The 14662-nt window shown below is 41.8% G+C and carries 6 protein-coding genes; 2 read left to right on the top strand and 4 right to left on the bottom strand.

Annotated features, from left to right (window positions below):
• Window positions 1–31: 31 nt before the first annotated feature.
• Complete coding sequence (locus ABWV72_RS02115) at window positions 32–2611, bottom strand: VolA/Pla-1 family phospholipase (RefSeq protein WP_353368464.1); 2580 nt, start codon at window positions 2609–2611, stop codon at window positions 32–34.
• A gap of 356 nt (window positions 2612–2967) precedes the next feature.
• On the opposite strand from ABWV72_RS02115, the gene ABWV72_RS02110 reads away from it, so the two are divergent.
• Window positions 2968–3714 carry a YciK family oxidoreductase gene (locus ABWV72_RS02110; RefSeq protein ID WP_353368462.1) on the top strand — a complete coding sequence of 249 codons (747 nt, stop codon included), beginning with the start codon at window positions 2968–2970 and terminating at the stop codon, window positions 3712–3714.
• A 103-nt stretch (window positions 3715–3817) separates the two neighbouring features.
• On the opposite strand, the gene glnS is transcribed toward ABWV72_RS02110, so the two are convergent.
• Window positions 3818–5482, bottom strand: coding sequence for a glutamine--tRNA ligase (gene glnS, locus ABWV72_RS02105; RefSeq protein WP_342808061.1), 1665 nt, complete (start codon window positions 5480–5482; stop codon window positions 3818–3820).
• A 188-nt stretch (window positions 5483–5670) separates the two neighbouring features.
• Between glnS and ABWV72_RS02100 the strand changes: the two genes are divergently transcribed.
• Window positions 5671–6699 (top strand): LacI family DNA-binding transcriptional regulator, encoded by a 1029-nt coding sequence (locus tag ABWV72_RS02100; RefSeq protein WP_353368460.1) that lies wholly within the window; start codon window positions 5671–5673, stop codon window positions 6697–6699.
• Between the two features lie 113 nt (window positions 6700–6812).
• Here the strand turns inward: ABWV72_RS02100 and pulA are convergent, their stop codons facing one another.
• Window positions 6813–11135, bottom strand: coding sequence for a pullulanase-type alpha-1,6-glucosidase (gene pulA, locus ABWV72_RS02095; protein WP_353368458.1), 4323 nt, complete (start codon window positions 11133–11135; stop codon window positions 6813–6815).
• A 65-nt stretch (window positions 11136–11200) separates the two neighbouring features.
• Entirely contained in the window at window positions 11201–14293 is a 3093-nt protein-coding gene (locus ABWV72_RS02090; RefSeq protein WP_353368456.1) for a TonB-dependent receptor, read from the bottom strand.
• Between the last annotated feature and the right edge of the window lie 369 nt (window positions 14294–14662).

Here is a 14662-nt window from a genome sequence, read left to right as displayed (position 1 = left end):
TCATAGACTTGACTTTTCTAATCACTTTGGCTTAATTGGCAACCACCAATGTGTCAGTGACAACAATAGTCCCGCCGGTTGCAAAAAACGCAGCGGCTTGTTTTTGCATTTCAGTTGTTACATCTGCACTAGGCGAAGGGCTCAATAAACTGGAGTGAACACCAGCAATAAAACGCACCAGTCCATTACCATCTGTGGTAGTTGAAACTCCGCTCAAGCCAGCGAATTTTGCCAATGGCTCAGTTCCCGCAAAGGTCGGTGAATTTACCGTTGAATTAGGAATGACCTGATCTGGCAATGCAGTTGAACCATCATCATTAGTCCCGCCACCAATCACTTCTTGGAACATAAAGTTACTATTAGAAGCAAGTAATGCCGCAAAGTTATTAGGATCCGATGCATCTGTTATCGTTTGTGCTGCAAACACGAAACTCGCAAATGTAGCATTAATCTCAGCTAAACCAGCCTCATCAAGTTGCGCTTCATAAGCAATAAAGGCAGGAATGATAGCTTGCTCTGCTGGTATTTGATTTTCCGTTGCATATTCAACTAAATACCCTTGGAATTCAGCGGATGATGAAGCTAATAAAGAACCTTTAATTAGATTGCTAAAGCTAGGCGACTCGATTAAGAAACCACCAGTGCCACCTCCAGGTACATTGAATACCGCTGTTTCAAATGCATACATAGAATCAAATGCAGCAAGAGGACTGGTTTCCCCGAATGATTTATTTGACGAGGCTACGGATGGAATACCCGTTATAGAACCTAAGCTCTGTCCAATATATGAGACTTTACTGCTATCTAAATCAACGCTACCACCAGTTAAATCTACAACAGCGTTAAGTCCTAAACGCAATCCCATAGCATCTACAATACTCTGACGGTTGTTATCGCGTGTGGTTAATAGCGACGCAAGGTTCAAATAATCTGTGGTTGAACCACCAAAACCGGTGGAGGTATTCACAATTTGTCCGTCAATGGTAAATCCACGACTACCATGTAATGGATGGTCTATTGCTACTGTTGCGAAACCAGCTAGTGACAAAGCGCCAGTGATAGCTAAGAAGTCTTCTTTCTTAGAAGTGATACCATGCTGTAATATAACAACAGGCCAACCAGATTCCGGCTTACTAATAGCAGTTACACCAGAGTTAGGTAGCGCCGCTAACACAGCAATCACATTGGCATCTGGTACAGTAATCTGCACATCAAGAGTTTCAGTTCCATCGTCGTTAGACCCCTGTCTTGCAGGAATAGGACTGTAACGTGTTACGTGTCTTAAATCGTTCATACCTAAATTACTTAGGTCTAAATCTAATAACTGTCCGCCAGACGCGGCCTGACAAAGATCATTATTAGGACCAGTGCTAATAGTACCATTGGCTAAAAGCGTGGCAATTTGCTCACTGCCCAAGGTTTGTAGCGCAAGACCATTGGTACAAGCAGCTTCCCATCGACCATTTAAAGGATCAGCCGGATCACTGTAATAAGGAAGGTCAATACTTCCTGTTTTCATGGATGCGGCACAAAACGCCCCTACCTGCGGAAAAACGGCAGCAGCTGTGGAGAATAACGGAGATGAAGGATCAGAAATAGCGGAAATCATACCATCACAAGTATTTAATCCTACAGCAGTTAATCCCGCCAATTGATCTTCGCCCAAAATACTCGGCGCTAACATATCAAATGCCGTGGACACAGATGCTTCTGTTACTGGAATGACTGGCAAATATGCAGCGGCTTCGGCAGGTGAAAGACCCGCTTGCAGAGCTTGTGCGAAAGGTGCAATTTGCAGTTGTTTAACGGTATCAATAATTTGCGTAGTAGATTGAGTAGTAAAAGTATAGCTGAATATTATCTCGTCTTGACTCAGGCCAGCTTGACTGGTTAACACGGCTTCATAAGAGTTTATAATCCCTTGTAAGCTACGTTGTGAATCTGTTGCTAAAGGTAGCGTTGTCAGATCCTGACGAACCAATTCATAGGTGGTTGAAGGTTTCAACGCCTGTCCACCAGCAGTTAATTTATTTGTTGCCACCACATAGTAAGAAGTTGACTCTTTCAACGGTTTAAGTGGAATAATTGCAACGTCGTTACCACTTGCTTGAGTAATAAAGTCAACACCAAAGGTTAATTCATCGCCCACTTTACAACCGGTTATTGGTGGTGCAGTGGTGCAGTCGGGGTCATTCAAATCACCACCAATTGCGCCTTCAAATATACGCACAGCTCCGGCACTAGCTGCTGAGCTAGCATCTAAACTAACACCTGTAGGGTGTGAAGTAGAAAAAGTAAACGGATGTTGAGTAGACCAACCATCTAACGCGCCTAATGCAGCGGAAGGGTTTCCAAAATCAGGGGTTGCACCATTTGCCTGACCTGCTATCTCATCAGGCATTTCCAATGTGCCATCGTCAGTGATTTCCACTAAAGCGAAAAATAAGTCACTTGGAACATTCAATACACTATTGGCGGGGTCAAACATAATACGTGAAGCGGGAACTGTTTTAGTTGTATCCTGTTGGATTTCTTTTAGTTCGTCGCCACCACCGCAACCAGCGAGCACAAACACTGCAGCGATACTTGTGCTGATTAACAGTTTTTTCATTATTTCTCCCAAATACAGTTATTTCATTGATACACTTATAAAATGTGGTTTTTTTAGTCAACCTTCGTTCAAAGCTTGAACTGTCCACTATCTAACAAGTATGACCAGTTGTCATTGCCCCCATAGTATTGGCTTTGTTAGTTTTTTGCAAATAGGTTTGTTAATATTTTGTTAGGTAATAATTGCGGTGAACATGTAGGTTATAATTTTTGAATATAGGTCACCAAGCTAGAAACCTAGACAATATCGAAATCCCCCAGCCTTTCCCAATGCTATGCAGTTAACTCAAAAATGAATACCTCAAAAAGCCCTTAAATGTTAGAATTCGTTATCTTTGGTTTAACTCAATTTTTAAAATGCTCAATTATTCTGCACCATTAAATGCCTTACAAAATAAAACAATATTAATCACCGGCGCCGGCGCTGGTATCGGTAAAACAGCAGCAATAACGTTTGCCAAACATGGGGCAACTGTCATTCTGTTAGGTCGGACGGTAAAAAAACTGGAATCGGTTTACGATGAAATAGTCAATGCAGGATACCCAGAACCCGCCATAGTGCCCTTAGATATGCAAGGTGCCACTAAAAAACACTACCAAGATATGGCCAATACCATTATTAGTCAGTTTGGAAAGCTTGATGGTGTATTGCAAAACGCCAGCGTGTTAGGGCATTTAGAACCTTTTAAACAGATTGAAGAAGATATTTTCAATCAAGTAATGCAAATTAATTTAAACAGTCAATTTTTGATGACACAAGCATTATTAGAAGCCCTTGAGCTCGCTCCTAAAGCTTCAGTTATTTTTACCAGTTCCAGTGTTGGTAGCCAAGGCAGAGCCTATTGGGGAAGCTATGCAATATCAAAATTTGCAACAGAAGGAATGATGCAAGTCTTAGCTGATGAATACGCAGGCTCAAGTTTACGCTTTAACTGCATTAATCCAGGGGCTACTCGTACTTCAATGCGTTCAAAAGCATTTCCAGGAGAGGATGCAAGTACACTTAAAACGCCGGAAGATATTATGCCATTGTATTTATATTTGATGTCAGATGACAGTCAAGAAGAGAATGGAAAAACCTTTGTAGCCCAACCTAAATCGTAGCAAATTGAACTTATGCTTGGATGAAAATGAGTTTAAGCGAAGGTTCAAAAACAAAAGTGCGGCTAATGAAAGCCGCACTTTTACTACTGACGTTGAAACAAAATCAATCGCCGATTTTAGCCCAAGTATCACGTAAACCCACTGTACGGTTAAATACTAGATTAGATTCATTGCTGTCCTTGTCTTTGCAGAAATACCCCGTACGTTCAAATTGTACGGTTTGATTTATTTCAGCATCTAATAAGCTTGGCTCTACCCATCCATTTTTCACAATTAAAGAATCAGGGTTGATACAATCAACAAAGTTTTCTTCAGCTGCAGGATTAGGCACCGTGAACAAACGATCATAAAGTCGTATTTCAGCCGGTAAGGCTTTACTCGCACTTACCCAATGAATTACTCCTTTTACTTTGCGTCCATCAGCAGGGTCTTTACCTAAGGTATCGGGATCATAACTACAATAAATCGTTGTGACCTCCCCTGCGTCATTCTTTTCAACTCGCTCAGCTTTAATCACATAGGCATTGCGCAAGCGCACTTCTTTACCCAATACTAAGCGTTTAAATTTCTTATTCGCTTCTTCACGGAAGTCATCGGCTTCGATTAGCACTTCTCGAGTAAACGGAATAGTGCGAGTTCCTTTACTTTCATCATTAGGATGATTAGCTGCGGTAAGTTCTTCAACCTGATCAGAAGGATAATTTTCAATCACGATCTTAACGGGAGCTAATACTGCCATAGCGCGATTGGCATTTTCATTAAGATCTTCACGTATACAGGCTTCAAGCATTCCCATTTCGACCATATTATCCATTTTGGTCACGCCAATACGCTTACAGAATTCACGCACTGAAGCAGGTGTATACCCTCTTCGACGTAATCCAGCGATAGTAGGCATCCGCGGGTCATCCCAACCGTTAACAAAATCTTCTTCAACTAATTGAATCAGTTTACGCTTACTTAAAACCGTATATTCTAGGTTTAAGCGTGAAAATTCGTATTGACGTGGTTGTGATTGAATATCGATATTGTCAATAACCCAATCATACAAACGACGATTATCTTGAAACTCTAGCGTACATAGTGAATGGGTAATCCCTTCAATGGCATCAGATATACAATGGGTAAAATCGTACATTGGATAAACACACCACTTATCACCCGTTTGATGATGATGGGCAAATTTAACGCGATAAATAACCGGATCACGCATACACATGAATGCGGAAGTCATATCAATTTTAGCCCGCAAAACACAATGGCCTTCAGCATATTCTCCGGCTGTCATTTTGCCAAACTCAGCTAAGTTTTGCTCAATTGTGGTGTCACGATAAGGACTATTTTGTCCAGGCTGAGTTAGCGTACCACGCATTTCTCGCATCGCTTCTTGACTAGAAAAGTCTACATATGCCAAGCCTTTTTCTATCAATTGCGTGGCATAAGCATGCAACTGATCAAAATAGTTTGAAGAATAACGGGCATCGCCTTCCCAATGAAACCCCAACCATTGAACATCGTTCTTGATTGAATTGACATAGTCGATGTCTTCTTTATCTGGATTGGTATCATCAAACCTGAGGTTACAGGTGCCTTGATAATCTTGTGCAATGCCAAAATTCAGACATATCGATTTCGCGTGGCCTATATGCAGATAACCATTAGGCTCAGGCGGAAAACGAGTATGTATTTGTTGGTGCAACCCTGCTTGCAAATCTTTATCAATAATTTGACGTATAAAGTTGGTCGGACGAATGTCTGTCTCGGCCATTAATAGTTCCCCTGTAACACATGTATTAGACACGAAAAAAGAAGGCATTATAGCACTTTGATACAAAGGCAAAATCTTTTTAATCAAATAATTTATAAAGCATTCACCTGAAAGCTGGTGTATAAAAGTAACGAATATAAGGTTTTCCATTTACCAGCATCGCTAAAGAATAATAAAAAGTTACCACTATGAAAGTAAAAGCGACCTCTTTTGATATTGCCCACCTCGCCGGCGTATCACAATCTACTGTTTCCAGAGCCCTTCGGGATAGCCCTCTGGTTAACCAACAAACTCGAGATAAAATCAAAGCGATAGCCACTGAGCTAAATTACAAGGTGGATAAAAATGCGAGTAATTTACGCCAACAACAAAGTAGAACCCTAGCCTTATTATTGTTTGAAGATCTGACCACCGATGACTCTCTAATTAATCCGTTCTTTTTATCGATGATAGGCAGTATTACCAAAGCAAGTTCAAATGCAGGTTATGATCTGCTCATATCTTTTCAGAATATGAGTGATGACTGGCACGCCGAATTCGAAGACACGAATAAAGCCGATGGTATCATTTTACTGGGGTACGGCGATTTTGTTGATTATCGAGATAAGTTAACTCAGCTGGAAGAACAACAAACCCATTTCGTCAGATGGGGAGCCGAAGATAAAGCTCACCCTGGACTTTCCATTGGCTGTGACAACTACCAAGGCGGATTTGATGTGACACAACACTTGATTAAGTCTGGACGTAAAACCTTTGGTTTTGTTGGTGGCGCAGATAACCATGCCCCTGAATTTCAGGCCCGTTACTTAGGTCATTGCCAAGCGTTAAAAGATGCCCATCTGAAAGTAGATAAAAACTACCAAGTTGAAGCATTTTCTACTGAAAACTCTGGGTATGATGCCGCCAAACAACTTTTGAGCGCTAGTCCAGAAATAGATGCAATCTGTTGTGCCAGTGATTTAATTGCGATTGGCGTAATGCAAGCCTGTAAAGATTTAGGTAGACAAATCCCCAATGATATTGCGGTCGTAGGCTATGATAATATTCCGGTATCACGATTCACTCACCCTGCATTAACTACCGTTTCGCAAAACACGATTCGTGCAGGTGAATTATTAGTCGCCAGTCTATTGTCGCTTATAAACGGCGAAGAACCTAAGACACAATCCATGCAAGTAGAAGTGATTCAGCGTGAATCATGTGGATGTAAGAAGTAGATATAACGGCTTTAACTTGTTGCAGAAAGTAAAAAACCGCGCTAAATAAAGTCTCATATTATAGTAATAAGACGATAAATAGCGCGGCTAGCTGCTCATAAATTTATATAGTGTTATTCCACCGCGGTCACTGTTACCACAGCCGCTTCAGGGTCAGGTCCTGACACCTTAAATTGATACAAACCTGCACTCTCAATTTCTAACATTAAATTACTCGCATTATAAAGCAGGCCTAAGGGTGTCCCTAAATCGATTGAAGTACTTTCTTCTGCAGCACCTAAATTAACAGTAGACCAATCAGCAGAAGCCACTTTAAATTCATAGCTGCCAGCTTCAAGGTTAATTTGCACGGAGTATTCTCCAGCACCGTCGTAGCTTAATACATCTACTTCGCCCCACCCATTCATGCTACCTCGAATATAAACAGACGTATCTGCAAAAAACTCCGTAGAAAACACAGAAACAGTGGGTTCCTCAATATTGCTTACATCAAAAACAAAGCTATATTCACCTTCCTGCTCAATCGTTAGCGCTAGATTACTACCACTTTTAGCTAAAAACTTTTGTTGGCCAATTACGATAGAAGTATTTGCCTCGGCACTACCGTAATCAACAGTCGACCAATCAGCTGATGCCACTTTAAACTCGTAATCTCCGGCGGCAATATTCATTGTAGTAGTGTAGATACCGCCAACATCATAAGACATTGGGTTATCTTCACTCCAACCATTCATAGCGCCACGAACAAATACCGTTGTTCCGAAGAAAGGTTCTTCGTGATCAACACTAAATACAGGAGCTTCTGAGTCACTTGCATCAATAACAAATTTCAAGATAGCGTCTTGGGTTAGTGTCAATTGTAGATTCGAACCGCCTCTTGATAAGGTTTTTTCATCTCCTAACAACACAACTTGATCGGAAGAACCAAAATCAACTGTAGACCAATCGGCAGACGCCACTTTGAATTCATAAGTTCCGGCAGCAACAGCGATAACAGCTTCATAAATACCGTCACCGACATAGTTCATGCTATTACTTTCCCCCCAACCGTTGAATCCACCGCGGACAAACACGGAAGTACTGCCGTAGGGTACAACATCAGGAGCACCTGATGTGGCGTAAGCAGATAAGCCTGTGCCTTGAGCGCCCATTTGTGGTTTAACAAACACAGCAGTGGTTAAGGCTGGCACCGTAAAGGTCCCCTCTCCCTCACCTGCAGTAAAATAAGCGCCGCGAACCACAGGATCTGTAGAAGCCATTTGCACATTGTGCAATTCAAAATCAGCAGCAGTTGGGACAGTGTGGCTTTGCTCTTCGTAGCTGGTGTTAACCACCACCACTAAAGCATCGACCATTGGATCAAGATCAGCTCTGGGCATATCAGGATCGGCAGATACTCCATCATCAATACTCATCACAATCAAACCGTTAGTTTGACGGCGACCAATATTGTGAAACCCAAGACGGTCTATTATCTGATCGCCAGAGGTTAATCTAAACAAAGGACTGCCCGAGCGTATCATTAACATCTCATCAAATATTGCAGAAGCAAATTCAATTTCAGTCATGCTTGCAGCACGTTCAGGTGCAGCAAAGAAAATTTGCATTTGCTGCCATTTATCTTGATTGTCCTCGGCTAATGGTAGACCAACATTCCAGTTATTCGATTGCATGCTGAAATCTACGTAGTTAAACCAATCTCCAGCATCATAGGTATTGCGGTCCATTGATTTAGAGCGTAGGAAATCACCGCCCATTTGTAAGAACGGGATACCCTGAGACATGAGTGGTAAAGTAGCACCTACATTTTGAGCACGCACACGCTCTGCCAATGTTAAGTCATCAGGCAAGGTATATTGGAAATTATCCCATAAGGTTTCATTATCATGCTTAGATACATAATTGATAATATCAGCAGGATCTGTCGCGTAGCCACCAATGCTGCTAGTGGTAGAAGCAACACCATTAAAATCTTCCAGGACGTAATCAGTTAAGGTGCCTGCCAATGACATTTTAATTCTATCCTGGTCGAGCATCGCGGCATTATCAGCTTCGCGCTTGAAGATGTGACCTTGTCGAACCGCTTCACGTATTCGGTCATTGTATGTACCTATTTCTGTACCAGCCATATTCCCTTGATTCGCTTGCTCGTAACCACGATCTTCACGAGTCCAGCCTTCACCATAGAAATAAGTATCTTCATCCACACTTTTAACCGCTTCAAACAACCGTACCATCGTATCTTTGCTGGCTTGACTCATAATGTCGAAACGGAAAGAATCAAACTTATATTCAGACGCCCACAACGTAAGTGAGTCTTGCATTAATTTTTCCATCATCACATTGCGGGGTTCTGTATCATCGCAACAGGTTTCACGAATAATCGCGCCAGTATCTACTGCATACCTGTGGTAATACCCAGGAACAACTTTATCTAAGACAGATTTTGTGCTGAGTTCTGACGCATTGGTATGGTTGTATACAACATCCAGTGCCACACGCAATCCTAGCCCATGCAATGCCATATTCATTGCGCGCATTTCCTTAATCCGAGCAACCCCTTCAGGGTCAGAGGAATAGCTACCTTCTGGCGCATTAAAGTGAAACGGATCGTACCCCCAATTAAACTGGTCGTGATTACGCATAGCTTGAGTCAACTCTTGGGCTTTTTGCCCTTCCCCAACACCAAAACTTTCAAATAGCTCAGCTAAGGTCATATCTTCACTAATTGAGCCATCTTTACAAATATCGGCACTGGTATTTAAACGACAAAGTTGACCAAAAGTACTGTTTAAATCCACGACTTTAGTTGTGTCTTCCTCGATTGAAGCAATATCGTTAGCGGGTAATAAATGGAAATGAGTGACACCCGCTTCAGCTAACTTGCGTAAATGCTCTACTGGCAAACTGCCGTCTTCAGTAAAGGCTAAGTACTTGCCACGATTAGCTGCCGAAGTACTTTGGTCACGCACACTAAAGTCGCGAATATGCCCTTCATAGATGACCGCATCTTCAAAATTTTCAATAGTAGGAATCACATGTGAATCCCACCCATCCGGTTTAAGATCATCATCCTGCAAATTCACAAATTGAGAAAAGCGACTATTTGTGGAAAGACTAACCGAATAAGGGTCAGTGACATTTAATACCTGTATGCCGCTTGCCTTTGGATGATAAACAGTCACTTCATATCGGTATAATTGTCGATCTAATTCCGCACCGCCGGTATACGACCAAACACCAGTATCATCATCTACTGACATAGGTATGGTTGACGCCAGTGTTTTGTCCTGGTTATACAGTTTTAATTGTACATTTTGCGCAGTTGGCGCCCATACTGAAGCAGTGATTGTATCGCCATCATAGATTGGACCTAGCGTTGCTTCATCCGCATCCATATCTCCTGACGTATACACCTGATCAATTGCATTGGCCATTTGAATACCCGTTGCAGCAACTATCAGTCCCTCAGCGTTATAACCGGCCAAAACGGCTTGGGTTTTAAATACAGATTTAGCATCCTCTACAGACCAATCACCATAAAACGCGCCTAAATTCGCTAAATGAGGGGCAATGGCTTGCTGTTCATCGGTTAAGTCAGTTGCCGTCAATTCGATAGCAGTACCATTTAAACCAGTCTCTAAAGAAGCGACCAAATCAGCATCAGCCGAATAATGTAACTTCACCACAGCAACCGCGTCACTGGTATCCCAAAGTAAGGTATTAACGTCTAGCCAGTGAGCTTGTTGGCCTTCAATTTTAACTGGTTGAGGACCGAGCGAAACGATCGGATACTCGAATACGGCCTCTTCACCAGAGAACGTAAAATTCATGCGTGCGAATTTGGGATCATCTTGAGACAGCGGCATTCTTTTATCTGAGCCGCCCATTTCTTTACCGGCGTCATCAGTCCCAATATGGATAATGAAGTTTCCACACGCTCCTGCGCTACCCGCGTAGTTTTCAACAAGATCAATAACCCAATATGCACCATAATTAGGATCCACTCCGTCATGCACGCGACCATTAGCCCAATCGGTATCAGAGTCAGCATATGCACTACAAGTATCATTATTCCACGTGTGTAAACGATAGCCTTCATAGGAGGGATCAGTAGAGGAATTATCCGCACCTACCGCTGCTCGGTTATAATACAAAACCGCCTGATCCGCTTCCGGGGTCACCATAGGTTCAGGAGCAGTTGGGTCAGCTCCCACCACACAGGCATCATTGGTCTCATTAGGTACAGTGGGCGCATCACACTGAATCGGCGGTGGTGCCACGCATGCAGTGCCCGTTGAATTAGGTACATTAGGGACACTACAGGTCAGCAAGTTATTGCTTCCCGATTTAACATCAGCTCCACCACAGCCAGTTAAAATCAGTGCGGTTGCTAGCAGCATCATCTTTATTAATGCGCTTAAATTAGTAAACATAGGTCTATACTCCAATGTTATTTTCTTTTGACAGCGACGATTCGATTTAAAAAGTTTGGTTAGTTTCATAGCGAGTACGTCACCCCAAGGAAGTATTGGGTTCCAAAGTATTGAATAGTGCCGGTTTGAGATTCTCGACCGAAATAACTTTTGGTGGGTGCATCCGTTAGATTATTAATTTGAAACAACACACCTAGATTGTCATTGATGTCGTATGATGCTTGATAGTCAATAATGAGTTCGTCATCGAAGTTAACAATTTGCTCATTTACAGCAACTTGTTTTGAGACAAACGCATCACGCCAGCGCACATTCACGCGAGTTTCGAAGTCTTCGTATTCCCAGAAAAGTGTGCCATTTACTACCGTTTCAGATAGTCCGGGTAATTGTTGCGGAACACTTGTCCCACCTAAATTTGTTTGAAATTGAATTTCACTTTCAGTGTAGGAGTAACTCGCACTCACCCCTAAGCCGTCCCAAGGTGCAGGTAAATAACTATAAACTTGGGTGTAAGCCAATTCGATACCACGAATATAACCGCCTTCTCTATTGTTAACGGCCGTTGTGTAGGGTCCATTCGTGGTTGGAACCGTAATGAACAATGGCTCACCATTGGCATCTGTGGCTTGCGTTGCTTCGGCGCTTGGATCATCAGAATCTAAGAACACAGGTACTTCAATAGAAGAAGGGGTTTGGAAGCCATTGCCAGCGAAATCAAAGGGGTCGATGGTAAAGTCATTAATAAATGACTTAATATCTTTGTAAAATAACGCGACAACAATTGCTCCGTCGGTTTCATCAAAATAATGCTCATAAGAGATATCATATTGATTAGCATAAAATGGACGTAAATAAGGGCTGTTGGTTGAACTACCGGATAGCTCGGCATCACGATCAACGGAAATTTCCCCAGAATCTGGATTCATAGTCGCGTTGACATCAGCTACACGAACATTTGAATTGGCGAATAAGCGATTAATCGGAGGTCTACCCATCACTTTTGCCGCTGCAAATCTAAGTTGGTCTTGCTCGGTCAATTTAAAATTCAAGTTGAACGAAGGTAAATAGTCTGTGTATTTATCAACTAACAACTCTGGACGGTAAAAATTATTGATCAAGCCAACTTCATCGGTGATTAACTGCGCACCTAACTCAGGATCTCCCATAACTACATCAACTAAGATAGTCTCTCCGGTATCAGGATCAGTCCCTTCAATTTGAATACTGCGACTTACATCTTGTAAAAACGTAGATGATTGTTCTGTTTCAACACGACGAATACCAATGTTTCCTGTAATGGGTAAATCACCGACTTCAGTGTCAATATTTGCCATGATGTAGGCAGACAACACTTTTTCATAGACTTCGCCACTTTCTAACACCGACCATGCCGTATTAGTGGTGCCGCCTGGACTGTTGATCACACCAGGATGACCTGCTCCCCAGGTTTGAACTGGCTGTGGTGTTCCTTCGGGGAACCAAGCTGACAATGCGCTATCAAGATCCACAGAGAGGTAACTTGGGAAATAACCAAAATCCCCTTCCCAATTGACCACAGAAGCCAACTGATCATTCAACGCCAAAGGCGGTTGACTGGCGGAAAATGAAGAGTCGCTGCCATATTCATATACTGAGCGATCATTAGAGTATTCGCGGTCTGAATAACGAACCCCAACCTCAAATGAAGAAATAAATGGATTATCAACTTCATATGTAAGATCTAAACGATATGCAAATAATTCATCTTCATTTTCATAAGGATAGATACCGTATTTGGTCACATAGACATTATTTACATCTGAAAAATCATCAAATTGACTAAAGCCGATATCCGGTAAATCCAATCCATTGAGCAAATATGAAATTGAAATATCGGTATCAAATCGAGGCGTTCCACTTTCATCTTCGGCCCCTACTAATGACCACAATAGACCGTTTCTAAATTCACTTTTGGCCTTTGAATATGAAAAATCGACTTTGATATTCAAATTATCCGTAGCCTGCCAATCTGCATTTAATCCGAAATTCTGAATTTCATCAAAATCCTGATTGTCATCATTCACCAACTCAACACGAGTAAATGAATCTGTACCGCGACTAAATGTGCCGCCGATAACCGTATTATTATCCACAACAGGGTTAGTAATGACTGCGGTACCTGGTTCTAGCTTAACTCGAAAACCACGGGCAAATTCCTCAGAATCGAAACGGGAATAAAATGCATCGGTTTTTAATACAAAATTATCAGTGGGTGCCCATTCGATAGCGGCCATATAACCATCACGGGTTTCTTCGCCACCTTTGTGCTGCATCTCGAATCCTTCGCTGACGAATTCACATTCGATACATTGCTGATCTTTAGGCACATCAGAGGTAGGGTCATAATTTTCCTCATCACCTTCGAGGAAATCTACATCACGCTCAGTATTGTAGGCCAAACCTATAAACTGAGTAGATACACTAGGCTGAAATAACCTTGCGTAACCTAGCGCCAGCCCTAAAGTGTCATCTAGCATTTTAGTTTGGAAAGAAAAACTAATGCGGTGACCAAATTCTTCTGCATCGGACACTTCACCTGCCCGATCGTTATACATGCCTCGCACATTCATATTGAACTTGTAATCTTCTGAAATAGACAATGGACTAGCTGTTTGCAACTCAACTGTGCCTGCTACTCCACCTTCAATTAAGGATGCTTTGGGAGTTTTGTATACCGCTGCAGAGGAAATTAATTCAGACGGGTATTGATCAAATTCGATTGAGCGAGATCCGCTAGTGGATACTTGTTCTCGACCATTTAAAGTTGAAAAAACAAAATCACCAGATAATCCTCGGATATTTATTTCAGCAGCTTGCCCTCCCGTTCTCACCGCTGAAATACCGGGTAAACGCGTCAATGCATCTGCCATAGATACATCTGGTAAACCACCTAAATCATCAGCTGATAATTGCTCTGAAACAGTGTCACTGAAACGCTTTTGGTTAAGGGACTTTATTAGACTTGTTCTGAATCCTTTAACCTCTATTTTTTCGATTTGATCCACCTTTGCATCAGGCTGTTGCAACTCTGTTTCCTGAGCAAGGGCACTTATACTTGTGAGTGTCATACCGCTTGCAAGCAAAGCTGTTGTAATCAAACTGGGTCTGAATTTTTTCATGTGTGTTTCCCGTTCCCGTTTGTGGTTTCTATTTGAAAATTTTATCGACAATCTAAATACGATTGGCCAATAACACCAAAATTTACGATCATACAATGTTACATCTGTGTTAACAGAACACTCAATGCTGTGCATACGTATTCAATGCAGTGATGCATAGATTTTGGCTAAAAATGAAGATCTAATCAGGAAAGTTGGAACGAATGAAATGATCTTAAGCTTCTGTATTTATTTATAATATTTGAACGAGAAGATGGATTACTAGGTAACTAAAACAGATTTACTCTCATATTTAGGCACAATAATAGCAAAGGGAAAGTCAAGATCATGATTAACATTGAGACAACAGGATATTATTTAATAACGAGA

Origin of the sequence: Aliiglaciecola sp. NS0011-25 (assembly GCF_040370605.1) — a bacterium.
Classification (GTDB): Bacteria; Pseudomonadota; Gammaproteobacteria; order Enterobacterales; family Alteromonadaceae; genus Aliiglaciecola; species Aliiglaciecola lipolytica_A.
The sequence above is the reverse complement of the archived record's forward strand: the minus strand, read 5'-3'. Positions and strand labels throughout refer to the sequence as shown.

Excerpts from the sequence above, each read along its gene's own strand:
- ABWV72_RS02115 (WP_353368464.1), bottom strand. The coding sequence starts at position 2,611 with ATGAAAAAACTGTTAATCAGCACAAGTATCGCTGCAGTGTTTGTGCTC.
- ABWV72_RS02110 (WP_353368462.1), top strand. The coding sequence starts at position 2,968 with ATGCTCAATTATTCTGCACCATTAAATGCCTTACAAAATAAAACAATA.
- glnS (WP_342808061.1), bottom strand. The coding sequence starts at position 5,482 with ATGGCCGAGACAGACATTCGTCCGACCAACTTTATACGTCAAATTATT.
- ABWV72_RS02100 (WP_353368460.1), top strand. The coding sequence starts at position 5,671 with ATGAAAGTAAAAGCGACCTCTTTTGATATTGCCCACCTCGCCGGCGTA.
- pulA (WP_353368458.1), bottom strand. The coding sequence starts at position 11,135 with ATGTTTACTAATTTAAGCGCATTAATAAAGATGATGCTGCTAGCAACC.
- ABWV72_RS02090 (WP_353368456.1), bottom strand. The coding sequence starts at position 14,293 with ATGAAAAAATTCAGACCCAGTTTGATTACAACAGCTTTGCTTGCAAGC.